Here is a 24,354-nt window from a genome sequence, read left to right as displayed (position 1 = left end):
AAAGGTATATAGATGAACGTAGGTGGTTTCATTGCGAGCATTCTTCTTTGCATATCATGGCAAGCATCGTCCGCAACGGTGTCACCTATTTCAGATGCGTTATGTAGGAATATGACGCAAGCAGGGGTAATGGACAACACTGCTCCTGTTCAATGCCAACGTTTGAGGCAAGTGATATTTAACTATGTCGATTTTGATGGCAAGCAGCATAACAATGGGCATCTTGTTGTGTTGGATGCCGTTGCACCTTATGTTGGTCATATTTTTGATTCTTTATTTTCTGCCAAATTTCCGATCAACAAAGCGGTTACCATTGAACACTATCAAGGTGATGATGATCGTTCGATGACAGATAATAATACCTCAGCTTTTAATTACCGATCGATCAGTGGGCAACGTTCATTGTCTTTACATGCGTATGGCTTAGCGATTGATATCAACCCAGTACAGAACCCATTTGTTGAATTTAGTACAACAAATATCGCTACATTTAAGCCGCAAGCAGGTATTAAGTATGCGAACCGGATGAAATATCGATTTGGTAAAACAGAAAGAAAGGGCATGGCTGAAGAGATTATCGAGTTATTTGCTAAAAATGGTTTTCAATATTGGGGCGGTTTTTGGGATACTCCTATTGATTATCAGCACTTTCAAGTTAGCCGAGATATGGCAAATCTGATGATTTCGATGGATAGCCAGCAAGCGACTATGTTCTTTAAGCGTTATGTTGATTGGTATCAATCATGTAGCCGCTTTTATCCTCAAGCGCATTCACAGCATAAATTTAATGATTATGTCGAATACCTGAAAGATAAATTAGGGGTATCATCATTGAGTCAGACATATATCCGTTCACCTTCGCGAATTATCCAAGCCATACAGGTCGATTCTGTACGATCTGCTATCTGCGTTAAGCGATAATGGTTATTTTAATTAACGGGTACTTAGTGCTTAGTTTTTATTTATACCGTTATATTAATTCGACTTCCTGTACTTGTTTGGTTTTTTGGCGGGGCATCGCCCACCTTTGAATACCCTGTAAAGTTTGGAATACTTGAAACACTTTTAGGTTGAGCGATGACTGGTGGTGTCGCGATCTCTTTGGTGAAATTATTCGCATTGAACGCATTTTGAGCTTGCCAGTATTGATGCTGAGCACCATATATATTTGCGAGAGCAATATTCGACATATAACCACCTTTATCTAAAGATAACGTAAGTAACCTTGCCTATATCCTAACAAGGTGTTGCTACATCGATCAATAGAACACTGTATAATTAATGTCATTTTTTTGTCAGTTTACTGTCAGTATGATGTCGGAGACATGAGTTCCAGTATTTATTTCCTTTCCATCTTGGCGATAGACAAGAATGTTGTCATTGCTTCAATATCAAGATAGCCATCTGTTTTTTTGTGTTTTCGTAAAAATTGATAGCCAGAAACCATCTTTACTAATTCGATGGTTTGCTCATTGGTGGGTGTTTGACCTGTAACTGTTGTGTATGCCGAAATTAAAGCGTGTTGATCAACCACCTCTGCATGGCGATACAAATAACCACATCCTGTCGCTAGCCATTCTAAAGAACAATTTGCACGTATCGCGATTTGATTTGCTTTGGTTAAACTCGGCTCACTGCCTTTTAAATATTTACGGATAAGCGCTTCACTGATATCTACGCGGCGTGCAAAGCCACTCACACTCTCTTCTCCGATTAAGGTTTTTAGGCGGTCGGCAAATGTCATAATTTCGTACTCTAGTTCGAGGTTTCATTGTTATAGCATTGCCGCTATTGAGAAATCAGCATAGGATGAGGGCAGTTTTTTATGGAGAATGATGATGGTTAACAAGGTTGAGTTAGTACCACAAGGTCCACAGTTTTCTGAGCTTGTTCAAGGTTATTGGCGCTTAGGTGATTGGGGCATGAGCGCTCAAGAGCGCCTTTCATTCCTAAAACAGCACATTGAATTGGGTATTACCACGGTTGATCACGCTGATATTTATGGTGGATACAGCTGCGAGCAGCTTTTCGGTGAAGCCATTGCATTGGAACCAAGCATTCGTGATCAAATTGAAATCGTGACTAAGTGCGATATTAATTTATGCACCGATGCTTTCCCTGATCGTAAAATCAATCATTATGATACGAGTAAAGAGCACATTCTAGGCTCTGTGAATAATTCATTGTCTCGTTTGAATATTGAAAATATTGATGTGCTTCTTATCCACCGCCCTGATGCGCTAATGGATGCTGATGAAGTCGCTGAAGCATTTGCTGAATTGAAACAGCAAGGCAAAGTGAACCACTTTGGTGTTTCTAATTTCTCAGCGGCACAATTTGATTTGTTGCAATCGCGCCTTGATGCACCATTGGTTACCAATCAAGTAGAGATCAATCCGCTCAATTTTGATGTTGTTCATGACGGTACACTCGATCATTTACAAATGAAACGCACTAAGCCTATGGCGTGGTCTTGCCTTGCTGGTGGCGATATTTTTTCTGGTCAATCTGAACAGCAAATTCGTGTGCGTGATGAATTAGAGCTGATTCGCCAAGAAGTGGGAGCTGCAAGTATTGATCAAGTGATTTATGCTTGGGTGAAACGCTTACCATCTAATCCAATAGCGATTATTGGTTCAGGCAAAATTGAACGTGTTCAAGCCGCTGTTGAATCATTGAATATTGAGTTAACACGCGAACAGTGGTTCCGTGTATGGGCGGCGTCTAAAGGACATGGTGTACCATAGCCGTTATTGCACATAAGCATAAGCCAATAAAAACGGTAGCAGAAAAGATAAGCCGAGAGGCTGTTCAATTCATCGCTACCGTTTTTGTATCATCTAAAACGTGCTGTCTATTAACTAAGTTAGAACGTCATCGTTTGAGGTGGTTTTATATCACCAGTGTTGGTTGGGTTCGATTTATCGCCACTCCATTCATACCAGCCGCCGTCAAAAACGCTAATATTTTCCCAACCCATTACGTAAGCGTAGAAAAACGTTGAAGAGGCACGCCAACCTGTACCGCAATAGAAAGAGACATCTTGCGCGGGTGTAATGTTCCATTTCTGCCAAATACGAGTGATATCTTTAGCACTTTTCATGGTTAGATCTGGGTTACGAAAATCTTCAAGATGGTTTGCATCACTACCTGCATGTCCCCACTTTGAACCTTCAATGCGTCCTTTTGGCTTGATGTATCGGTAACCACTAGTCACACCGATATATTCATCCCAAGTACGAATGCTCACTAAAGATTGTTCATTTTCTGGTTTGGTTAGCATTGCTTTTGCTTCAGGAATATCGATGATTAATTCAGGGTTAGCTGGAATAGCTTTACCAAAATCAACGTTAGTTTTGTTGGTATTGAGTAACGGTTCAGTAGTGAACCCTGCGTTCACCCACGACGTCCAACCGCCATTGAGTAGACGAACATCATCGACACCCGCATACATCATCATGCTCGCTGCACGTGCTGCTGCTGTGTTATCGCGTCCATAAAGAATCACTGTGGTGTCATAACGAATACCAAACTCACGAATAATCTCAGTCAGTTTTTCGTCACTAACACGGTTCCACCAAGGTTCAGATTCAATTCTATTGGTATTGAGGTACAGTGCCGTTGGGATATGTGACGCAAGATATTTACTTGGGGGACCCCAAGCAACCTCGACTAATTTATACCCTTTTTTAGGTGCGAATTCTGGCTGCTTACCTTCTACAACGTCTTTTACCCATTGAGGTGAAACAAGATATTGGAATTTAGGTAAAGCCTCTAGTTCCCCGGTGTAATTCTGAAGGGGTTCTTCGATGATACTGACATTTTTTAAGCCCTGCGTCTTAAGTGCAGAACTGAGTAGTTGGCTGCCCGTCTCATTACAATATAAATACGTCGGCTTGCTCGCATCGATCTGTTTTTCTGTGAGTAAAGCTTGTAACGATTCTGGCGAAAGATCATTGACCCAGTTGGCATCAATATTGATTGCACCTGGAATATGACCACCTTGAGGGGCACCGTCTTCTGGCCAACCGTTGTAATGATTGCTTGAACGACAATCAATTATTTGAAAATCAGAGGTCGGTTTAACTAAAAGGTCATTAAAACTAATCGTCGCTGCCTGTGCCGAAAAACTGGCAAAGACAATGGCAGGGAAAACCGCCTTGGGAATGAAAGACATCATAAAACCCTAAAAATAAAGAAGAAAATTATTATAAAGAAATTAATTACAGCATAAGAAGCGCTGGATCATGACATTCTAAATCAATCATAAATATTTTGTGTAAATAGATTCCTGTTGAAGGGCTTCTTCAATAGCATCTGAACATAGCTTAACCAAGAGTGGCGGTGTTTGATTAAACGCATGCATCGCATAAACCGTCACTTGCGGTAGCTGGTATCCAACCATTGCTGATTTTAATGTTCCTTTCTTTGCTCCTTCTCTGAAAATAAATTCAGGCACAATACCGACACCAGCCCCTGATTCAATCAAAGCTAATGCTGTATAAATCGAATCCGTGAAGCGTGTTGCTGTAAATGTGGTTGAAATTGACTCCGGTATTACAGTGTTTTGGCTAATACGTTCGAAATGATGAACAACTTTTTGTTTTTGCCAACTATTTGCTACGTATAAGCACTTTTCGAGCTCTATGTTTTTTCCTAATTTGAAATGTGGTGCGCAGCAGAGTACATCTCGAAACTGCCCGATACGACGTTGCTTTAGATTACTCGCAGGTGATTCGCCTACCCGTATAGCAAGGTCGATTCCGGTTTGAAGTAAATCTACCCGTTGGTCATTGGCAGACAGTGTTGGTTGTATTTCTGGGTATTGAGCGACGAGCTTGCCAACTGCTGGCGCGACTATCGTGCCCATTAATGCATGAGGTGCAGTTATATGAATATGCCCTTTGGGGCTCACTTGGCTTTCTCTGGCGTTCTCCCATGCCTGTGTTGCCAATTGATTCATCTGTTGGCATTTCTCAAAAAAATCTTGTCCGGCAGGTGTTAATGTTTGTCGTCGGGTTGTACGTTTTAATAATCCCACGCCTAACTCATCTTCAAGTACTTTGAGGTGCTGGCTAACAACAGACTTTGACAGGTTAAGTGATTCAGCCGCAGCGCTGATCGAGCCCGATTCAACAACTTTCGCAAACACTGACATATGCCGAAGATAATTCATTTTAATTGTCCGTACTTATTATTTACATTTATCTGAATCTATTGTTCGTAAAAACAGAACAGTGATTTCTTATTACTTGGTTTTTAAGTGTTAATTATTTCACTATATTTGTCATTAGGAATCTTACTAACGGTGGAAATAATAATGATAACGAACACACAGAGCATTCTTGTTTTAGACGCCTGCAAGCAAGGAATCGAGCGTTGGAAAGTCGCTTTTAATACCCAAAATGCTGCAGGGTGCGCGGCTGAATATGAAGCTGATTGTGTTATGCATGCTCGACCGTTTGGTGTATTTACGGGACGTGAAGAAATTCAGGCTTTTTGGCAGAAGATTATGAATGACGGTTTTTGCGATGTTGATTATCAAGACACGAAGTGGGAAGCCGAGGGTGAGAATGGTTTTATTCTAACGTCATCTTGGACAATGAATAAAGCGTTTGGTGTTGTGCATCGTGAACATTGGTTATTGCAAGCAGATGGTACTGCGAAGTTACATTCAGATGACTTCGAGGTACAAGGTGAGCGTTAATTTGCTCTCATAACCGATTATCTAAAAGCCTTCATGTTTTCACTCACTTTAGTGAATAAATGTGAAGGCTTTTTTGTTGCTTTTTTTTTTGACATTTTTTTCAGATATGTCTTTTTAGGCATTGTTTTCTAACATCGTTTTTCATCGTCTACGAGTCTTCAGAATTATCCCCGTCATGTTTCACTGCATACCGAATTGCTGCCCCACAAATCATAATTAACAAAAAAGGAATGGTAGCTACGGTGTATTCTGCCCATGCTTGATATGCAATGCTTTTTGCAAGAAGTAAATGCCCTAAAATTAATAATGCAGCACAAAGTAATGCCACCATCATCAATCTGCCTTCACTGCCAATGGACGATATTTTCATCATTTTTATCTCCTTGTTATATACCGAAGCTACCTAAAGACTAACGCTGAAGTCACTCTGAATTCTGCATATTGAGGTAGCTTGGGTATAACAGTTATTATTAAACTGCATTAATGACAAAACAAGGTAACACAACCAGTTAATTAGAAGGGTATAACAGTTAGGGGATGATTCTATACCCTGCATCTTGAGGTAGCTTGGGTATACATGTAGTGTGACGGGGCTCATAGTTGAATTATGAACCCCTTCGTTTTAACCCGCATGATGACGATAAATTGAACCAATAGTGCTCTATGCTGTATCAAATTAGTGGGGCCTTTTATGTAAGACAGATATTTTCAGGATAAGCTGATGCAATTAAAACTAACAATGTTGGCAACGGTCTTAAGCATTTTCAGCCCGTTCTTGTGGGCTACATCTCCTAGCTTTGATTGCGATAAAGCAAGAGGTCAGGTTGAAGAACATATTTGTAAAGATGCAGCCCTTGCGGCAATAGACGTGAAGATGAAAAAGGTTTATGAGCAAGCGCTCCAGAATATTCCCGATTCAGAACGTTCAACAATGAAAGCGATGCAAAGGGGCTGGATTAAAGGCCGTAATGAATGTTGGAAAGGACAAGACGAGCGAGCTTGTATTGAATATGCCTATAAGAGTCGAATAGTCGATTTGCAAGTTGCTGGTGGGCTGATCGAAGTGCCTTCGCCTGTTGGTTTTAATTGCCAACATATGGCAGATAAACCCGTTACCGTGGTCTTTTATAATCAAACTGACCCTGCCAGTGCAATGATTACCGTTGGTGATGACCAAGCGTTAGCTTTCTCGACTCGAACAGCGAGCGGCGCACGGTATGACGGTCAAAATGTCAGTTTATGGGAGCACCAAGGTGAGGCCTCTCTCGAATGGTTTGGTACAAAAATGCAATGCCAAGCAATAAAGCAAGCGGCAGTGAATGCCAGCGGTGATGCATTTTCATTTTCAGCATTAAAAAATACAGCCTATCAGGGTTTTGAAAGTGGCGCTTATCGTCGTGTTGTTTTAAATAATGGATTATGGGTAGGCGAACCCTATCAACCAGGGGGCGCAATTGCACCGCAGGTTATGCTCATTGATGGCATAAAAGCGACGGGTGATTTAAACGGTGACGGTGAAGATGAAGCCGTTGTGCTATTAAATTATGCTCCAGGTGGAACAGGGCAGTTTTTGAATTTAGCGGTTATGTCTAAGTCGGGAGCTCAAGTATCAGGTAAAGCTGACAATATAGCGACCATATTTGTTGGTGATCGGGTACGCGTTCGTAATCTTCAGATTAAAAATGGCAAGATTGTTTTAGGTGTTGTGCAAGTTGGCCCTAAAGATTCCATTTGTTGCCCAGGAGAAGTGGCTGAACGAGTATGGCAATTAAACGGCACGACGTTACAAGAAGTAGAATCGAATAAACAAACGTCACGGCTAAGTCCCGAAACGTTAGCTGGAAATTCTTGGGTACTTGAGAGTTGGCGCTACGGTGAATCTGCATATCAATCGAAACCTATTACGTTGTCTTTCCAAGATAATAAATTCGTTGGTCAATCTGGCTGCAACCGTTATTTTGCGACAGTGAAAGCGGGGGGAATGCCGGGTGATATTTCAGTATCGCCACCGGGTTCAACGCGTAAGGCTTGCCAAGATCCAAAGCTATCAAAAAACGAAAATCGCTTCTTAAAGCAGCTTGCAGACGTTCATCAGTTCTCATATTTTGCGGGTAAATTAGCGTTAAGTTATGGGCAGGGTAATCATTATGGCGTGATGATTTTCTCGCTTGATTCATCGTTAAAGTCTGAGTAAAGAAAATCAAAACGCAGCCAATATTCGGTTAACATAGTAATAGTTTTAATGAATATGGACTGCGTTTCATTGGCTGCTTTAACATCAAAGTTGAGTCGTAATACGCTATTCTTGAAGTTGAATACCACCCTTTGTTTGCGCATTTTTAAGTAAAGTAAGGCGCTGAATGTCTGATTCTGAGTGTGTATCGTTAGATAAAACAGGAACTGGGATGCTGTCTGTTGTATCTAAATGCTGAGTGAAAATATAATTTTTATTAAACGTTAACATGTGTAATGGCTCTATGCTGTGTGTGCTTATGCATAATATGTTGTCGTCTACTGGTTAATTAAGCATCATCCCTGTTGTTTTTTTTAGTAGATGAGGTAGCAGGCGTAGATTGAATCAAGGAAGGTGTAGTTATCACTTTTTTGATTAAACATGCTTGCGACCTTCAACAAATTACTTGCTGAGTTGGTCTTTTAATCGTTGAATAGCTTGTTTTGCAGAATTAAATGCAAAGTTATTCAGTTCAATGTCTTGTAGCCTGATCCATTCGACTTTTTCTACATCATCCCTAGCTTTTAGTGCTGGTTTTTCGTCTAAGGTAATAACGAAAAAAGTATCACAGGTTTTATATTCAATACTTTTGTAACGGTATGTATTTGGGTATGACGCGGTATATTTTGCATCATGCACGATAAAATCAAGTTCTTCTTGTAACTCTCTCGCCAAGGCTTGCTCAAGCGATTCATCAGGGTCAACAAACCCTCCAGGAAGGTCTAACATCCCTTTTCCTGGCTCTCTTGCTCTGGTCGCGACCAAGATTTCGTCTTTATAGCAGATACCTGCTAGAACAGCCGCCGCTGAATTGTGAAAATACGTGAAATTACATGTACTGCAACAAAACACTTTTGGTGGTTGAAAGGCTAAACTCGCTTCACCACAAGATGGACAATAATGTTGTTTTGTTTTAGAGCTATCTAGCCAAGTTAGAATAAAATCGGCAATGTCTTGTGGTTGGTTAAGATCGAGTATTGGTAGTTTGCATTGCTGTTTGGCTTGTACGATTTCATCGGTTGTGAATGCAATGATATGCTCATCATTCGAGTACAACAAAGGTTTCCCATAAGCAGGGCGATGAATTTCGATTTTTGGGAATGTCTCATCCCGAAAGCCTTCCACTAACACAAGATCCAATTGGTCGTGATCTAGCTGAGTCAAACATTCTGCTAATGCCGGTTCGCTACGTTCGGGGTCGGTATATTCGAAATACAACATGTGGCGTGATTTTGTGGCTAAAAGAGTTTGGTCGCAACCTGCATGACGAAGGCGATAACTATCTTTCCCTGGCTTATCGGGGTCGATGTTATGGTGACTGTGTTTGACTAAACCAATACGTAATCCTTGCTGTTTTAACAAAGGAATCAGCTTCTCAAGTAACGTTGTTTTACCTGAACCACTGTAGCCAGCAAAACCAATGATTGGGGTCATATTCGTCTCAATACATCATCGTAAAAATAGAGAGGCATTTTAGAGGAAATAAGACGTTACGTCATTGTCAGTTAACAGCATGTTTTTTGCCACATAAACGGCATAGTTATTTAATTATTGCATTGAAGCTGAGTAATTGATGAATTTTTACTCCTGAAATGCATATTCGGTCTAAAGTTATTTTGTAGCTAGGTTATTCAATTGTGTGACGGCTTGAGCGATAAAGTAACAACGAGCAAAATGAAAGACAAACAGGATGGTGTCTTTCACATCGAGTAATTAATAATAATGGCATCAGGGAGAGTGCAATGTGGGCGACGTTGGATTTTGAAGCTTCTGGATTATCAGATCAATCTTACCCAATTGAAGTAGGTTATTCTTTACCAGACGGTTATGGAGAAAGTTTACTCATCAACCCTTTAACAGCAAGCGATGTATGGCAGCATTGGGACGATTATGCTGAAAATGAAATACATCGAATTTCACGAAAAGAGCTTGAAATTAAAGGAAATCAAGTGGTTGAAGTGTGCCAACATTTAAATGCTGTTCTTGGTAAATTTGAACATGTTTTTTGCGACAGCCAATGGGATCTTTTTTGGTTAGGCCGGCTTTATCATGCGGCGCACATGCGACCCTCATTTATGTTGACAGAAATTGGGCACTGGCTAATGCAAGAAAATGGTATTGAGCGATCACGCTTTCAATTGGCATTGGAAGAGCAAGGCCCGATAAAGCATCGAGCAATGGAAGATGCTAAACAAATTCGACTCGCAATAACACGTTTAGTGGAATGAATGATAAACCTGTTCGTATAGTAAAACTGGTTAAATAATCACACTGTAGCTGCTGGTAAAGTGGTTACAGTCGTTTATTAAGTCGTTACAATCACACCATTATCCCTTTCTTCATGAGTGGCTCTTGCTAACCCAGACTCTACGTGTTGCCATGTTTAATGTCTCTATGTCTGAACCTGTATCAGGTCAAATTCTTAAACAAACCGCCAACGCCGAAAATAAACGCTTTTCTAAACTTGCCGCTATTATCCAGTCTGTTCGTCCTGATGTGTTGTTACTGTGCGAATTTGATCACCCGGGCGATGGCGGTGATGACGGTGCACTAGCCAATTTCCGACGCCATTATTTGGCTGTACCTCAGCATGAACACGTTGGAATTGAATATCCTTATCAATACTGCCCGCCAAGTAACACTGGGTTATTAAGTCCATTTGATTTAAATGACGATGGCGTAATTAGCCTGCCGGAAGATGGGTTGGGTTTTGGTGAACACCATGGTCACTTTAGCTTTGTGATTTTGTCTCGTTACCCCATTCAAGTCGATCAAATTCGCAGCTGGCAGCATCTATTATGGAGAGACATGCCTGAACATTGTATGCCTGAAGGTTTCTACAGTGAACAAGCACAAAGTGTATTGCGTTTGTCGTCAAAGAATCATGTTGTTGTACCTATAGAAGTGAATAATCAGGTTATTCACTTATTGTGTTGCCATCCAACCCCGCCTGTTTTTGATGGTGAAGAAAAGCGTAATGCGCGTCGTAATCATGATGAATTACGTTTAGTAACCGATATTATCAATAACGCTGATTATTTAGTGGATGACAACGGTAAAAATGGTGGGTTATCAAAAGGTGATTCGTTTGTTGTTCTGGGTGATTTGAATGCAGACTCAGCGGATGGCGACGGGATGAAGAGTGCTATCCAAGATTTGATTTACCATAGTAGGATTAATCGCTCAGTTAGCGCGGGTAAACTGACACCGAAGAGTCTCGGTGGTCGTTTTCATCGACCTTGGCAGCCTCGTTCTGGTCGTTCAAATGAGTGGACGCATTTAAGCGGTTTACGATTAGATTATGTATTACCGTCTGTGGATCTCAGCGTGAAGCAAACAGGGGTATTCTGGCCGGATAAAAAAGCCCCTTTGCGCCATTTAATTACCAATGAAAAAGGGAAAGAACGAGCACAAGATGGTTCTGATCACCGCTTAGTATGGGTCGATTTACAGTTGTGTTCTCAATAAAAAACAAAGTGCTAACCCTCAATATTTCAATGTGACCTATCTTTAATGAGAGCCATTAAGCTCTAGTCATGTAAGAGATGCGTTTTAACGACAAGGAGTGGGTTATGCCAGATAAAGTATTAAGCGGTGAAGGGCTTAGGGGACAAAGCGCAGGCTCAACCGCGATTTGTACCGTGGGTAAAACAGGAACAGGGCTTACTTATCGGGGGTATGATATTTCCGATTTGGCAGAGAGTGCTGATTTCGAAGAGATTGCTTATTTACTGTTAAAAGGAAAGCTACCCACTCAGGCACAATTGGATGCTTATAAAACGGTACTGATCTCTTATCGTGGTTTACCGCTGGCATTGAAGCTGGTGTTAGAACAAATACCAGCCGATGCTCACCCTATGGACGTGATGCGAACGGGGTGTTCTATGCTAGGAAATTTAGAACAAGAACATGAGTTTAGTGAAGAGTACGACAAAGCCGACCGTTTACTTGCATTGTTTCCAGCCATTATTTGTTATTGGTATCGCTATAGTCATCATGGGGTTCGTATTGAAACCTATTGCGATCAAGATAGCCTAGGCGGCTACTTTTTGAAAATGCTGACTGATAAGTCACCCTCTGAATTACATAAACGTGCCATGCACTGTTCGTTAATTCTTTATGCCGAGCATGAGTTTAACGCCTCAACATTTGCCGCGCGTGTTTGTGCCTCGACATTGTCTGATTTACATTCTTGTATTGCCACCGCCATTGGTACGTTACGAGGCCCCTTACACGGTGGCGCAAATGAAGCTGCTATGGCAATGATTGAACAATGGCAAACTGCCGATGAAGCCGAAGCGGGCATTTTGACCATGTTAGCAAACAAAGAGAAAATCATGGGGTTCGGGCACGCGGTATATAGTGAATCTGATCCACGTAATGTGTTAATTAAACGTTGGTCGAAATTGTTATCAGAAGAAGCTGATGATGCGGTGTTATATGCGATCTCAGAACGTGTAGAAACAGTGATGAAAAGGGAAAAAGGCTTGTTCTGTAATGCCGATTTCTTTCATGCTTCGGCGTACCATTTTTTGAATATACCCACAAAACTGTTTACGCCTATTTTTGTCATGAGTCGCTTAACCGGTTGGGCTGCGCATGTGTTCGAACAACGCGCTCATAATCGTATTATTCGCCCAAGTGCCGATTATATTGGACCCGAACATCAAGATTGGTTACCGATTGATAAACGGCATTAGTATGCAAATATGAACAAGAAAGCACCTGGTAGAGAGACAATGTTGAATCATGATCTATTTGCGGCACTAGAGGCTGATGATGTGAGTTCAAAAGGGGAGTGGATAACCATTCCTCAGGGTGTGTTGTATTGGTCACCTCAACACTTTTCGCCATCGCAAGCGGAACGTTATTTTCAGTGTTTACTCTCTGAGTTACATTGGCGACAAGAATCGATTCGTATTTTTGGTAAGCAAGTTCTGCAACCCCGCTTACAGGCTTGGTGTGGAGATGTACCTTATACCTATTCGGGTTTAACTATGAATCCCGATCCTTGGACGACGACATTACAATCGATTAAAGAAAGCTGCCAAGCGATCACGAATACATCGTTTAATTCGGTGCTCGCCAATCAGTACCGTGATGGGAGTGATTATATGGGGTTTCATCAAGACAATGAAAGAGAGCTAGGTATTCAGCCTGTCATTGCTTCGGTGAGTTTGGGTGAAGAGCGACGCTTTGTATTAAAGCACTTGCACACCAAGCAAAAAATTGAGTTCACAATGCATTCTGGCTCATTACTGATCATGGCGGGTGATACTCAGCAATATTGGGCTCATTCCGTACCTAAAACCGTCAAGCCGATGCTACCTCGAATTAATCTCACGTTTCGACACATTTACAGATAACCTATACCCAAGGGTAAAGCAGTTCGATGTCTCATTTTTTAACACCATTTTCCCTTTTGGCATCATTTTAACCGTACCCTGACGTTTGATTGGTAGCATTTTTGTGCGTGTAATATGTAATACCAAATCCATTAATTATCTGATCAGTTCAGCGAGAGTTAAAATACTTTTAGGCAAGGAGATAAATTGAGAATCTAGTGGCTCTAAATTGAAATTTATTAACGCAGTATAAAAGTATTTTAAACTCGCCCAAAGGGAACACCACTGAAAGCCAACTTCTGTGTCTAGCGATTTCAAAAGAGAACCACTCTTCTATCAAACACTATCCTTGAACTCGACTTCCAGTGGTATTCTGAATGGGCAGATAATTAATGGAATTGGTATAATTGCTGTTGAATAACAACAGATCGTTGTCTTATCGAATAGGCTAATGTTCAAGGAATTGTATGAAACCTTCAGTCTTAAAGTCGTTATCTAACATTAAGTTACGAATGACCCCGATCATATCGTCGATATTGTTAACAGGGTTGATTGCATCGACAACAGTGAATGCGACATCAAGTAGCGTTGAGCCGTCTGCGGTAACAAGTACTTTTCAGCAAGATGCCAATATGATTCGTGATACTTACGAATCGCAACTCTACACATTACCCGCGTTTAAATCTGGTCATTATGGGCTAAGAATGTATCGCCAAACACTCGACTCTAAATACAACGCAGCGGTATGGTCAGACATGGCGCGGGTTGCGAGTCGCTTAAATAAATTTGCTACTGAAGTGCATACACCTGAACAGATTGCAGTGTATTCAAAACAACGCATAGATGGCTATTTAGATGAAAAGGACGAACGTAGCAAATTACGTTATGCCGCAACCAAGAATATGCCTGAATACTTATACCTTGGCGTTGATCTATTAGGTTCGATGGCTCGCGCAAATGAATATGGCCTCAAACATCGTGAAGATGAGAAGCTGCGTAAGGTAATAGAGCGCTACGATTTTAAAAAGTATGCGACGAATGAAGCGATGATCAAAGCGTGGGCAGCCCAAATAGCCAATCAGGTATATTGGTTACGTCAGCTAGGCGAACAGGATGTGGTCGATGATTTTATTATGGCTTTTAAAAAAGCCTATCCAGACAATCAAGATAGCCAGCTTTCAGCTTATCAGTTTGGTAATAAAATCTATGGCTTAACCCATATTATTTTTGCAGCATCAGAATATTATCAGCACCCGATTAAAGAACAAGATTACCAATGGATCTTTGATTATTACCGACAAAATATCGATATCATCATCGAAAGAGCAAAAGAAGATGTGATTGCAGAAGTGGGCATTAATTTCTTGTTAGCTGGTTTGGATAACGATCCTGTTGTGCTAAAAACCCGACAAGTAATTCAAAATGCGATAAACCGCGAGCATGGTTTGGTGCCATCTGTTAGCGGTGGTGTGGGTCTTCTTGATGGGGAGCACCGTAATACTTTGGCGATTATGTTGTTAGATTGGAAAGGAGCGCATGTTGCGCCTACATATAAACAACAACCTGATGTTTTCTCGTCGATGCCCTATGGTTTAGAAGCGAAGTAAACGGACTCTGAATCATAGCCTTTATGCTGACAATATTGTATTTATACTGAAATAACATGTTCAAAATGGTGCTAACGTAACGAGAAAAAACAGTTAGCACCATTCCTATGGTCATATCCTATCGATAGCAGAATGCTATTATTTAACGCTTTTCTTACCCCAGATTTCCACTTTTGCTTTTTTAGTTACACCCACTGCATTCAGTGTCACATTGCCAACACTACTGTATTCCAAGTCGATTGACTTTAGTTTTAGGTCATCACCTGCCAGCGTCATTGCGCGTGTTGACATGCCGTTCGTCAGTGTGCCCAAAGTATCTAATTTTTGATATGAATCATCAGTCATATTGACGGTGATGTTTTTGATGTTTACTGTGCCTTGCGTACAAGTCAGTTTTATTTTGGAATACGCACGATGACCTATAAGTGGGGTAGGTGATACCGTGTCTGTTTCGGTTTTAAAGTTAACGGTTTTCTCTGAAATCTTAACCCACTCACCATCGCCATTCGTCACTGTTGGTTGGTTATTTGTATTGGTTGATGCGCAGCCTACCAATGTTGATAGTGCTAAAAAAAGGACGGCAAAAAAAGAAAGAAATTTCTTCATCGAAAAGGACTCGCTCAGTAAAAAAGGGAAGAATATTTGAGAGAGAATCATACTGGTGTGAATGAGGAAGTAACGTAAATTAGGATAATAAAAAAGTATAACAATGAAGTGTTCTGAAATAGCACAGAAGACTCGCCATAGTGTAATTAGCACTATGGCGATAGCCACTATTTAGAAGTATTTGCCTTTTATCGTGTTGTATTTACCTTTTAAACTACTGACCGTAAATGTTTTAACTGTAATGTTAGGTGACCAGTAAGCGGCGTTCCAGCCTGCTTTTAGTTTTAGTTGGCGAACAAACTGTTGAGGCTTTGGCAGTTGTTTCCAGACTTGTGGTAAGAACAATGCTTGTTCATTGGCATTGGATAAAATCACACCCACTTTATGAGATTTTAATAATTCAATTAACGCTTCCTCTGACTCGACATCGACTGTTTGAGGCTCTGATAAAACAGAGATTTCAATAGTTAAGTCATCAAGTTGATCTTCTGTTAGTGGCATAAAGCGTCGGTCTTCATACGCACTTGCTCTGGCTTTATTATGTACTTCAAGCACCAATGGCGAGTACGCAACCGTTGAACCAAGGCAACCTTGTAGCTGTCCGTTAACTTCTAATGTGACGAAGCAAGCGGAAGGAGCCAGCAATTTCTTATGGTATAAATCAAGTTGTGGGGTTTTAATAACGCCTGTTGATAAATGCCCACGAATCGCTTCACGAGCAATATCTAAAAGTTGAGTTAATTCCCCTTTATTGAATTTCTGATACGAGGTAACTGACATATCCAACGACTCTCTCCTTATCTCCAGCGGTATCACCAGAGTTTTTTAATTCCATTCGTGTTAATTGGTATCCCCGTTTTTTTGCTAGTAGTAGCAACGCATTAATTCCTGTTGAGCCACACGCTTGCTCTGCAGTTAATGATGGTTCAAAACGTTCGATGGTAGAGCAGGTGTTTTGATCAATACATTGTGCATCCGCATAGGGATGAAAATGGCTTAAATCGCTACTTATTACGAGCAGTGTATCTTCTTGCTGCCACAGTTCACCGATGATCTTTGCTACCTGAGTAGCGGAAATATCGCTAGTGAGCAGTGGTAACAAAGTAAACTGGTGTAAGCATGTTTGTAAAAAAGGCAGCTGTACTTCAAGGCAATGTTCTTGCGCATGAACTTGATCTGACACCTTAATATCATCTATTTTAATTAAATTATCAATAGATTGTATGTCGATTGATACGCTGCCTAATGGCGTCGAAAAATATCGCGAATTAGGCACTGCGCAGCCATGAAAAGCGTATCTATGGCTCGGTCCTACCAAGATGACCTTTTTAATGGTTTCAGCCTGAGGTTGAAGCTGGCAATACGCTTTTGCAGCCACTTCACCGGAATAGATATAGCCAGCATGTGGCACAATTAACGCGCGGATTAAATTGCGATGTGTCGCTGGTGGTGAAACCCAATCATCAAGTTGTTTTTGCAACAGTGGTGCAGATTTTTCATAAAATCGACCAGCCACTGCAGGGGAGCGAGTTGTCATCGGCCTATTTCCATAGAAATCACACAGGTATCCTGTACAGGACTATATTTAGTATAGGTAAGAATATTCCTTTGTGAGTCAGAAACATGCAATCACCTCCAGACTTTTTTAAAACACAGTATTGGCATCGTTTAGATGACGGTCGCGTTGTGTGTGATTTGTGTCCACGCCATTGTCGGTTGCGCGATGGAAAGCTTGGGGCATGTTTTGTTCGGCAAGCACACAATGGGGAAATTGTGTTAACGAGTTATGGGCGTTCAAGTGGGTTTTGTATCGATCCTATCGAGAAAAAACCGCTCAATCATTTTTACCCTGGCAGTTCAGTGCTGTCTTTCGGTACGGCAGGGTGTAATTTAGGCTGCAAATTTTGCCAAAATTGGAGTATCAGTAAATCGCGTAAGATTGATACTTTAGGGCAGCAAGCCATGCCAGAACAAATTGCCCAAGCAGCAAAATCACAGGATTGTGACAGCATCGCTTTTACTTATAACGACCCAGTGATTTTTTTGGAATATGCCGTCGATGTTGCTCAGGCTTGCCATGAAGAAGGAATCAATAGTGTTGCGGTGAGTGCGGGGTATATATGTGATGCGCCCAGAGTCGATTTTTTCCGTTATATGGATGCAGCCAATATTGATTTAAAAGCCTTTACTGAGCATTTCTATCACAAGATTTGTAGCGGTCACCTTGCGCCAGTGCTTGATACCTTGTTGTACCTTCGACATGAAACGGATGTGTGGTTTGAAATAACCACGTTATTGATCCCCGATGAAAACGACAGCATTGCTGAAATCGAAGCATTAAGTCGTTGGGTATTTGACAATTTAGGGCCCGATATTCCCATTCATTTTAGTGCCTTTCATCCCGATTTTAAAATGAACGATAAGCCCAGAACTGCGCCTTATATTGTGCAGCGAGCTAGAGAAATTGCGATTAAGAACGGATTACATTATGCCTATGTGGGTAATATTTATGATGAAGCAGGGGATAGTACCTATTGCCCTAATTGCAGCGAAAAAGTGATTTCACGCAACTGGTTTCAGATTGGACAATATGCTGTAGATAGCACTGGGAAATGTTCATATTGTGGTTATCAGTTGGCAGGACGGTTTGCTGCAAAGAAAAAAGCGTTCGGACGGCAGCGCATTCCAATTCGTATTAGCTGATTTTTTACTGAGTTTTTTTATTGAAATATTGTATTCGACCATTGTGTTTGACCCACGCTTTCCATTATCGTACAGCTACAAAGTTAATCAGCCCAAATGGAACACCATGTCTACAATGACCATTGAACAGTTATCAGAATACAAAAACCTTGTAATTACTCAGCCACATTGCCCATTTTGTGTAAAAGCAAAGGCGCTTTTAGATGATCGCGATACTGAGTACACAACATTAGTACTCGGTACTGATCTTGAAAAAACAGAGATGGTTGCTTTCATCGAGCAAGTTGCGAATACGACAGTTCGCACCGTGCCTCAAATTATGCTTGATGGTAAATATATTGGTGGTCATGATGATTTAGTCGCTTTTCTTGAGCGCCAAGTGAATACCGAAGAATTAGGTGATTTCGAACTATAAGTTTGAATGACTTCAAAGGCTCCTACGGGAGCCTTTTTAAATCATTTTTAATCAATTTATTACGTATTAATTCAATGGCTTATCGATAAAAATGTTGTTGGGTATTGCTGTTTTTTATCATAATGTGGACAATGGATTTAGTATTTTTGCTTCATTTAAGTAGTCAGGTGCTAAGTGCGCATATGTCATGGTTTGCAACACCCCCCATGTGAGTGAGATCCATGGGGCTGATGGTGGTTTTCAGGCGATTATGGCTTGTTGAAATACCGCGCCTTACACCCATTTCGTAATTTCAGCTTATGGGTTAAATCTTAAACTGCCCAATTAGATTCTTTAAACGGCCGGATAATGCATTTAGCTGATGACAGGCTTCTATCGTCTGGCTGGAAGCATCTGACGTTTGATAGCTTTGTTCGCTGATTTTCTCTATGTTCCGGCCGATATCAGAAACCACGGCATTTTGTTCTTCCGTCGCGGTCGCAACCTGGGTGTTAATATCATTGATGGTGGAAATGGTTTGCTGAATCGCGGCTAAAGAGCTACCTATCTTGCCTGCCAGTTCTAAGCTTAATTTACTGCTGCTTTGCCCTTCATCCATCACATCAACGGCTTCTTTGGTGCCTTGCTGCAGTTGTGTAATCATTTCCTGTATTTCAAGCGTTGATTGGTTTGTTCTGTGTGCCAGTGAACGAACCTCATCTGCGACAACAGCAAATCCCCGGCCATGATCGCCGGCTCGGGCTGCTTCAATCGCAGCGTTCAGCGCGAGCAGATTGATTTGATCTGAAATACCATTGATGACATCGATGATGGCTCCAATTTTGTCGGTTTGATGGGCGAGGTTGGCAATGACCGAAGAGGCTGAATTAACATTGCGAGATAACGCTGACATCGAGTCAATGTTGCTTTGGACAATATCGATGCCGTTCGACACTTCATTGTTGCCTTGCTGAGCCGAGTCCGCAGCGATTGAGGCGTTGCGTGCCATTTCCGAAATGGTGGTGCCCATTTCATTAATCGCCGTTGCGATTTGCGTTGTCTGCTCTTTTTGATCCTCTACAATATTTCCTGCACCTTCAGAGAGCTGTTTGGTGTTTTCAATTGAGGTGACCAACTCTGTACTGACTTGTGAAACTTCTTTTATCGAATCGTGTATTTTTTCGATAAAGCTATTGAAACCTATTGAAAGCTCAGTTATTTCATCATTACCTTTTATTTCTAATCTCTGGTTGAGATCGCCTTCACCTTCACCAATGTCACGCATTAAATGGGCGACATTGCGGATCGGAGTCACGATCTTTGCGGCTAAAAACGCAGCAAGAAGAGTGAATAATACCGCCAGGACGATATTAATAAGGATATTTTTTTCAGTGACGGAGTCAAAGGCGCGGTATAACTCGTTTTCGGAAATTTCAGCAACAATATACAGATCGATAATGGGCAAATAACTTGAGGCAATAAGGTGTGTACCTTGATCGGTATTCAGTTTATCAAGGCTGAACTCTTGCTGATTCAGCAATGTTGATGTCAGAGAAGCGGGTAACTGATTTTTCATGATTCCCGTCTCAGGCTGTATTCTGATTTCGCCCTGTTGTGAGACAAGATACACGCCACCTGTTTCGCCCAACTTGTATTGTCGCAGCATGTCGGATAATTGACTGAGGTCAATTGCCATACCAGAAAACGATAGCGGCTCGCCATTTTTAGTGGTCAGATTATTGATAAATAGGCGTTCCTGTCCTTCTTGGCCAGTATCAAAAGTCAGATTGACGGCTTCACCAGTACGAAGTTGGTTATATAACCATGAGTAGGCTGGATCATCGGCTGAAACTGCCCCTCTGAGCCCTTCGCCCGAGCGGTAGTCATGTAAGCCTTTCATTGAAACCAGGAAGGTACCGTTTACATTTTCCATCCTCGCCAGCGAATCTAATTGGCTTAAGACTTCGGCTCGTCTGCTATCGGGTTCGCCATTTATTATCCAGTTCTGAATAAAGACATTGCTGGCTAATTGATTGGCTGCTTGAACCGGAAGGTTAATATCACTTTCTATGGCTTCACGAATGACCGCAAGGGCCGTCGGTAACTGTTGCTCTTCAACTTGCTTGAGCATCAACTGTTTTACCTGATAATTGTTTATCAGTGTTGTTGCTGAAAGTGAGAAGAGTAGCGCAATACAGGTAGCGAATATGATTTTATTTTTTATTGATATGCGATTGAGCTTATTCATTGGTTACTTCTACTTCAGGTAGCAAATAAAGAGGGGGTATACCAACACCGTTAAATATCTTGTCATTCAGAGCTTCTCTGGGAGGCAAGTTCCAGGATAGTGATTGAAGGAAGGGTAGATCCCTTTTGAAATCGCTAGACACAGAAATTGCTTTCCAGAGAGGCTCCCTTCGGGCGAGTTTAAAATGGTCTTATACTGCGTTGAAAGCTTTTGATTTAGAACCCTAGAACTTCAATCTTTCGCCTAGTCTAAAGCCATTTTAATTCTCGCTGATTGGTAAGATATCTAATGGTGTTGGTATTTTATTTATCCGTTCATTAACAAAAGATCGCATGGATTAAATACTAATCGGTATCCATGGCGTGTCGAGTAAAGGACTGTAGCGAGTCACTTCACACTTGCCGTTTTATTACTAGCACCTTTCCATGCGTAGATGCCGCTAGGATCACCATATCCGAGTTAATTGGAATGCAAGGCTCATGCCCGGAAGGAGCCTTAATTGGCAAGCACTTAGCGCCATCGGCTTCAATAATAAAAACTGTGAAAGGGGATGTATTTTTGAGCTGCTCAACAAGGTTTGATGTGATCCCTGACACTTTGGTTTGCTCTTTGGTATTGCTAACCAGTACACAATGACCACGTTTCTTGAATTCTTGTGCCAGCCAGAAGGCGGTGGATGTTTGGTTCAATTCAGGTCGGTGTCAGTGAAGTACGAAGTGAGCACTTCTTTATTTGCCATGGTGACATGCCGTGTGTGTCTGCTGATATTTATCAGCAAGTCTGGTCAGAACGGGAGATCACACGGTATTTTCTGGTACAAAAGAGAAGCCTGGCCACCCGGTGTTGTTACCAAAATCAATCATACCTGCCATTCAACGCTCAGAAATTGATGGGAAAATGAAGCCTCTTATTATGGTTCACAAGGTCAAATTTCTTGGCTTAGATCTGTTGGATATTTACTTAGATGTCGACACGCCAGCGGCTTATCACGCAGTATGCGAGAGTACACAGATATATCACTCTTATCAATTTGATAGCTGCTGTATCAATTTGATAGCCGTTGTATCAACTCCGTTAATTAACTTACTATTCAGAACACTACGGTGAGTCGAGTACAACACCACATACTAAAAAGACCACGTAGCTTTAGTGCTGCAACAAAGCCACTTTAAATGGAATACCTGTCTTTGCTGGAACAAAAACACCGTAGATGAGAGAATTTGGAAAGTAAAGTGAAGGAAACAACGAGAGGGGGAGAAAATAGACCACCAAGGTAGTCTATTTTTATTACCTAACAGTACATGGTCGATATGTGGCGGTATGTTGTGTGATGTACCCATTAACCCAAAAGACAGGAAGACTAACCATGCAACGTAATCATCAATTATTTTTCGGCAAAGTGAAGCGACAATACGACTTTAATACCGCTATTGATAAAACGCCTATTGTAGACGGCGCTTTTCTTACTGTATTAGGTTTTGAAGGGGACGAGTGTGCTGATCCTAAGCACCACGGTGGTGTTGAAAGGGCGGTACATCATTACCCTGCTGAACATTATGCGTATTGGATGCAGCAGTACCCAGAGCGTGATTGGCAAGCACCGGGTATGGGCGAGAATATTAGCACCCTTGGAATGACCGAAGATACTGTGTGTATTGGTGATCGTTACCAATGGGGTGAAGCCATTGTTGAAGTAAGCCAACCACGTTCGCCATGTTATAAATTGAATAAAATATGGCAGATCGACAAGCTATCTACAGAAATGCAAAACATTAGCCGATGTGGCTGGTTATACCGTGTTATTCAACCTGGTTTCGTGCGCAATGATGATCAGCTGGTGTTAATTCAACAAACAGAGACGCCGTTTACCGTTAAACAGGTATGCGATATGTTTTTCGGTGAACCGCTGAACCTTGAATCTTTGGCTGTCTTAGATCAATGCGAGGCATTGTCGACCAGCTGGCGTGACAGGGTAACGTTACGTATCGAAACCGGCACGGTAGAGAACTGGAATTTCCGTTTATTGGGTCATGCGTAATCTAGGGCAGCTCTTGGATTTTATAATAGGTATGCTGGTGGTGTTTATAAGTGTTGATCCAGATTAATGGATAAGCTGTTAGAGCGGTAATTCGTTCACTGTTAGCATTGAAAACAGGTAAAATAAACGCATCAATTCATTGGATGATAAGTACTTTTTAAATGAGTGAATTCGGGACAGGATTAGGAATGTTTGCAGGTGTCGTTTTACTTATCGTCGTGAGTTTGATGTTGATTTGGTGGAAGCAGTCGCGATCGTCTGATAAACGCCTATGGATTCCTGTTGCTATCAGCCTTGTTTTGATTGGTGGTTCTGGCAGTTTATATGCCATGTTAGGTTCGCCGACATACCATGCCGAATTAGCTGTTGATAGTGCTAATGATGAATTTGCGGGTATGACCGCCAATGAAATTAACCAACGACGTATAGAAGAAATTCAAAATACCCTACGCGAAGATAAGCAAAACAGTGAAGCGTGGTATTTGTTGGGTAATGCGTATATGTACGTGAGTGAATTCGATAAAGCCGGAATCGCTTTTGGTTATTCAGCGCGATTAGCCGATAGTCCTCAAGCTAATGTTTTTTCAGCACAAGCTACTGCTGAGTATTACCAAAATGGTCAAAAACTAACTGAGAATATTCAGCAATTATTAGATTACGCATTGCAGCTAGATAATGACAACCTGCCTGCTTTAATGCTATTAGCATCAGATTATTTTTTAAATGCCCGCTACCAAAAAGCCATTGATACATGGCAGCAAGCCTTAGACAGTGAACGTTCAGATTTAGATCGCGTCGCACTTATTTCTGCGATTAATCGCGCTAAAATTTTAGTTCGTTAACCTGTTTATTTCCCAGTAAAACCTGCTTGTTGAAAGTAACGCTGTGTCCTTATCTCTGTTTTTGAGCCAACAGAGAGGCTTTATACCGTATACTAAAGCCAACATATATTAGCAATATTTGAAGAATCAACGGGCGTGCAATAGATGGCATTAAGTACCGGGATTTTTCAGGATGTTAATTATTCAGTAACTTAATAACATAGCGATTTTATGAAACTAGACTTCTCAGGTTTAAACAAGCAAACACAAAAATCTTTTGGTGACCAACGTGCAATCATTAAACGGGTAATGCAGGGTAAGCAGGTATTGTGCGAAGAATGTAAGCAACCGTTATTGTTGGTTACGCCAGAAGCCAGTGACAAGCCTGGTATTAGCTGCAAAAAAGGCTGTACCAATATTGAGTTAGACTTTGCATAACGCATAAAACCTATGTTTATATTGGCGTAATATACGCTGACCAAAACGAAAAAAGCCAGCATCGAATGCTGGCTTTTGTTTTACATGTGTCCCGTCCTGAAATGTGTTTACACATTTAGGACTTATTATGACTACATCAATCACCCCCTCCGTTAAACGTACTCAACGCGATTATACTTTGGGCTTTAAATTGCAGGTTGTAGCCGCCGTTGAA

Annotated in this window: 27 protein-coding genes; 15 read left to right on the top strand and 12 right to left on the bottom strand. The window is 41.3% G+C overall.

The annotated features are described in order from the left end of the window. The first annotated feature begins 12 nt into the window (after positions 1 to 12). The gene (locus tag C9J12_RS00135; protein WP_107240868.1) at positions 13 to 921 is read left to right on the top strand and encodes a M15 family metallopeptidase; all 909 of its coding nucleotides are present in this window, start codon (positions 13 to 15) and stop codon (positions 919 to 921) included. Between the two features lie 41 nt (positions 922 to 962). Here the strand turns inward: C9J12_RS00135 and C9J12_RS00130 are convergent, their stop codons facing one another. After that, entirely contained in the window at positions 963 to 1,190 is a 228-nt protein-coding gene (locus C9J12_RS00130) for a hypothetical protein (protein ID WP_107240867.1), read from the bottom strand. A gap of 149 nt (positions 1,191 to 1,339) precedes the next feature. After that, complete coding sequence (locus tag C9J12_RS00125) at positions 1,340 to 1,744, bottom strand: helix-turn-helix domain-containing protein (RefSeq protein ID WP_107240866.1); 405 nt, start codon at positions 1,742 to 1,744, stop codon at positions 1,340 to 1,342. A 94-nt stretch (positions 1,745 to 1,838) separates the two neighbouring features. Here C9J12_RS00125 and C9J12_RS00120 point away from each other — a divergent pair, with 94 nt between their 5' ends. Next, entirely contained in the window at positions 1,839 to 2,747 is a 909-nt protein-coding gene (locus C9J12_RS00120; protein ID WP_107240865.1) for an aldo/keto reductase, read from the top strand. Between the two features lie 119 nt (positions 2,748 to 2,866). Here C9J12_RS00120 and C9J12_RS00115 read toward each other — a convergent pair whose 3' ends face one another. After that, the gene (locus C9J12_RS00115; RefSeq protein ID WP_107240864.1) at positions 2,867 to 4,180 is read right to left on the bottom strand and encodes a rhodanese-like domain-containing protein; all 1,314 of its coding nucleotides are present in this window, start codon (positions 4,178 to 4,180) and stop codon (positions 2,867 to 2,869) included. Between the two features lie 84 nt (positions 4,181 to 4,264). After that, positions 4,265 to 5,176, bottom strand: coding sequence for a LysR family transcriptional regulator (locus tag C9J12_RS00110; protein ID WP_227876237.1), 912 nt, complete (start codon positions 5,174 to 5,176; stop codon positions 4,265 to 4,267). Positions 5,177 to 5,320: 144 nt separating this feature from the next. Here C9J12_RS00110 and C9J12_RS00105 point away from each other — a divergent pair, with 144 nt between their 5' ends. Next, positions 5,321 to 5,707 carry a nuclear transport factor 2 family protein gene (locus tag C9J12_RS00105; RefSeq protein WP_107240862.1) on the top strand — a complete coding sequence of 129 codons (387 nt, stop codon included), beginning with the start codon at positions 5,321 to 5,323 and terminating at the stop codon, positions 5,705 to 5,707. Positions 5,708 to 5,855: 148 nt separating this feature from the next. Here the strand turns inward: C9J12_RS00105 and C9J12_RS00100 are convergent, their stop codons facing one another. Then, positions 5,856 to 6,080 (bottom strand): hypothetical protein, encoded by a 225-nt coding sequence (locus C9J12_RS00100; protein ID WP_107240861.1) that lies wholly within the window; start codon positions 6,078 to 6,080, stop codon positions 5,856 to 5,858. 348 nt (positions 6,081 to 6,428) lie between these two features. Here C9J12_RS00100 and C9J12_RS00095 point away from each other — a divergent pair, with 348 nt between their 5' ends. Then, positions 6,429 to 7,901 carry an META domain-containing protein gene (locus C9J12_RS00095; RefSeq protein WP_107240860.1) on the top strand — a complete coding sequence of 491 codons (1,473 nt, stop codon included), beginning with the start codon at positions 6,429 to 6,431 and terminating at the stop codon, positions 7,899 to 7,901. 105 nt (positions 7,902 to 8,006) lie between these two features. Here the strand turns inward: C9J12_RS00095 and C9J12_RS30570 are convergent, their stop codons facing one another. Together C9J12_RS30570 and mobB are read right to left on the bottom strand one after the other, a co-directional pair. After that, positions 8,007 to 8,171, bottom strand: a complete 165-nt coding sequence (locus tag C9J12_RS30570) for a hypothetical protein (protein ID WP_170111690.1) — start codon at positions 8,169 to 8,171, stop codon at positions 8,007 to 8,009. Between the two features lie 171 nt (positions 8,172 to 8,342). Then, positions 8,343 to 9,374 carry a molybdopterin-guanine dinucleotide biosynthesis protein B gene (gene mobB / locus C9J12_RS31560; protein WP_107240859.1) on the bottom strand — a complete coding sequence of 344 codons (1,032 nt, stop codon included), beginning with the start codon at positions 9,372 to 9,374 and terminating at the stop codon, positions 8,343 to 8,345. Between the two features lie 308 nt (positions 9,375 to 9,682). Between mobB and C9J12_RS00085 the strand changes: the two genes are divergently transcribed. The 5 genes from C9J12_RS00085 (at position 9,683) to C9J12_RS00065 (ending at position 14,892) form a co-directional block, all read left to right on the top strand. After that, positions 9,683 to 10,168 (top strand): hypothetical protein, encoded by a 486-nt coding sequence (locus C9J12_RS00085; protein WP_107240858.1) that lies wholly within the window; start codon positions 9,683 to 9,685, stop codon positions 10,166 to 10,168. 166 nt (positions 10,169 to 10,334) lie between these two features. Beyond that, on the top strand, positions 10,335 to 11,408 hold the full coding sequence (locus C9J12_RS00080) for an endonuclease/exonuclease/phosphatase family protein (RefSeq protein ID WP_193944632.1): 1,074 nt from the start codon (positions 10,335 to 10,337) through the stop codon (positions 11,406 to 11,408). A 104-nt stretch (positions 11,409 to 11,512) separates the two neighbouring features. After that, positions 11,513 to 12,640 carry a bifunctional 2-methylcitrate synthase/citrate synthase gene (prpC, locus tag C9J12_RS00075; RefSeq protein ID WP_107240856.1) on the top strand — a complete coding sequence of 376 codons (1,128 nt, stop codon included), beginning with the start codon at positions 11,513 to 11,515 and terminating at the stop codon, positions 12,638 to 12,640. Between the two features lie 39 nt (positions 12,641 to 12,679). Then, entirely contained in the window at positions 12,680 to 13,306 is a 627-nt protein-coding gene (locus C9J12_RS00070; protein ID WP_107240855.1) for an alpha-ketoglutarate-dependent dioxygenase AlkB family protein, read from the top strand. Between the two features lie 446 nt (positions 13,307 to 13,752). After that, entirely contained in the window at positions 13,753 to 14,892 is a 1,140-nt protein-coding gene (locus C9J12_RS00065; protein WP_107240854.1) for a DUF3541 domain-containing protein, read from the top strand. A gap of 138 nt (positions 14,893 to 15,030) precedes the next feature. On the opposite strand, the gene C9J12_RS00060 is transcribed toward C9J12_RS00065, so the two are convergent. From C9J12_RS00060 to amrB, 3 genes are all read right to left on the bottom strand, one after another. Beyond that, positions 15,031 to 15,498: a hypothetical protein gene (locus tag C9J12_RS00060; protein ID WP_107240853.1), complete on the bottom strand. Its 468-nt coding sequence runs from the start codon at positions 15,496 to 15,498 to the stop codon at positions 15,031 to 15,033. Positions 15,499 to 15,669: 171 nt separating this feature from the next. Then, positions 15,670 to 16,278 (bottom strand): AmmeMemoRadiSam system protein A, encoded by a 609-nt coding sequence (gene amrA / locus C9J12_RS00055; RefSeq protein WP_107240852.1) that lies wholly within the window; start codon positions 16,276 to 16,278, stop codon positions 15,670 to 15,672. Then, on the bottom strand, positions 16,247 to 17,035 hold the full coding sequence (gene amrB / locus C9J12_RS00050; protein WP_107240851.1) for an AmmeMemoRadiSam system protein B: 789 nt from the start codon (positions 17,033 to 17,035) through the stop codon (positions 16,247 to 16,249). Before amrB ends, amrA begins: the two co-directional genes overlap by 32 nt. Before the next feature lie 86 nt (positions 17,036 to 17,121). Here amrB and amrS point away from each other — a divergent pair, with 86 nt between their 5' ends. Both amrS and C9J12_RS00040 read left to right on the top strand, forming a co-directional pair. After that, the gene (gene amrS / locus C9J12_RS00045) at positions 17,122 to 18,201 is read left to right on the top strand and encodes an AmmeMemoRadiSam system radical SAM enzyme (RefSeq protein ID WP_107240850.1); all 1,080 of its coding nucleotides are present in this window, start codon (positions 17,122 to 17,124) and stop codon (positions 18,199 to 18,201) included. A 106-nt stretch (positions 18,202 to 18,307) separates the two neighbouring features. Continuing rightward, positions 18,308 to 18,616 (top strand): glutaredoxin domain-containing protein, encoded by a 309-nt coding sequence (locus C9J12_RS00040; protein WP_107240849.1) that lies wholly within the window; start codon positions 18,308 to 18,310, stop codon positions 18,614 to 18,616. Positions 18,617 to 18,920: 304 nt separating this feature from the next. Here the strand turns inward: C9J12_RS00040 and C9J12_RS00030 are convergent, their stop codons facing one another. Together C9J12_RS00030 and C9J12_RS00025 are read right to left on the bottom strand one after the other, a co-directional pair. Beyond that, entirely contained in the window at positions 18,921 to 20,843 is a 1,923-nt protein-coding gene (locus C9J12_RS00030; RefSeq protein WP_107240848.1) for a methyl-accepting chemotaxis protein, read from the bottom strand. A 392-nt stretch (positions 20,844 to 21,235) separates the two neighbouring features. After that, positions 21,236 to 21,532, bottom strand: a complete 297-nt coding sequence (locus C9J12_RS00025; protein ID WP_227876236.1) for a hypothetical protein — start codon at positions 21,530 to 21,532, stop codon at positions 21,236 to 21,238. On the opposite strand from C9J12_RS00025, the gene C9J12_RS31555 reads away from it, so the two are divergent. The 4 genes from C9J12_RS31555 to C9J12_RS00010 all read left to right on the top strand — a co-directional run bounded on the left by C9J12_RS31555 (position 21,520) and on the right by C9J12_RS00010 (position 24,140). Then, entirely contained in the window at positions 21,520 to 21,744 is a 225-nt protein-coding gene (locus tag C9J12_RS31555; protein ID WP_407675665.1) for a glycosyltransferase family protein, read from the top strand. The genes C9J12_RS00025 and C9J12_RS31555 overlap by 13 nt on opposite strands. A 465-nt stretch (positions 21,745 to 22,209) precedes the next feature. Beyond that, positions 22,210 to 22,881 carry an MOSC domain-containing protein gene (locus C9J12_RS00020; RefSeq protein ID WP_107240847.1) on the top strand — a complete coding sequence of 224 codons (672 nt, stop codon included), beginning with the start codon at positions 22,210 to 22,212 and terminating at the stop codon, positions 22,879 to 22,881. A 161-nt stretch (positions 22,882 to 23,042) separates the two neighbouring features. Further along, on the top strand, positions 23,043 to 23,723 hold the full coding sequence (locus C9J12_RS00015; RefSeq protein ID WP_107240846.1) for a TPR domain-containing protein: 681 nt from the start codon (positions 23,043 to 23,045) through the stop codon (positions 23,721 to 23,723). Between the two features lie 210 nt (positions 23,724 to 23,933). After that, positions 23,934 to 24,140 carry a hypothetical protein gene (locus C9J12_RS00010; RefSeq protein WP_107240845.1) on the top strand — a complete coding sequence of 69 codons (207 nt, stop codon included), beginning with the start codon at positions 23,934 to 23,936 and terminating at the stop codon, positions 24,138 to 24,140. Positions 24,141 to 24,354: the final 214 nt, after the last annotated feature.

Origin of the sequence: Photobacterium frigidiphilum (assembly GCF_003025615.1) — a bacterium.
Lineage (GTDB): Bacteria > Pseudomonadota > Gammaproteobacteria > Enterobacterales > Vibrionaceae > Photobacterium > Photobacterium frigidiphilum.
The sequence above is the reverse complement of the archived record's forward strand: the minus strand, read 5'-3'. Positions and strand labels throughout refer to the sequence as shown.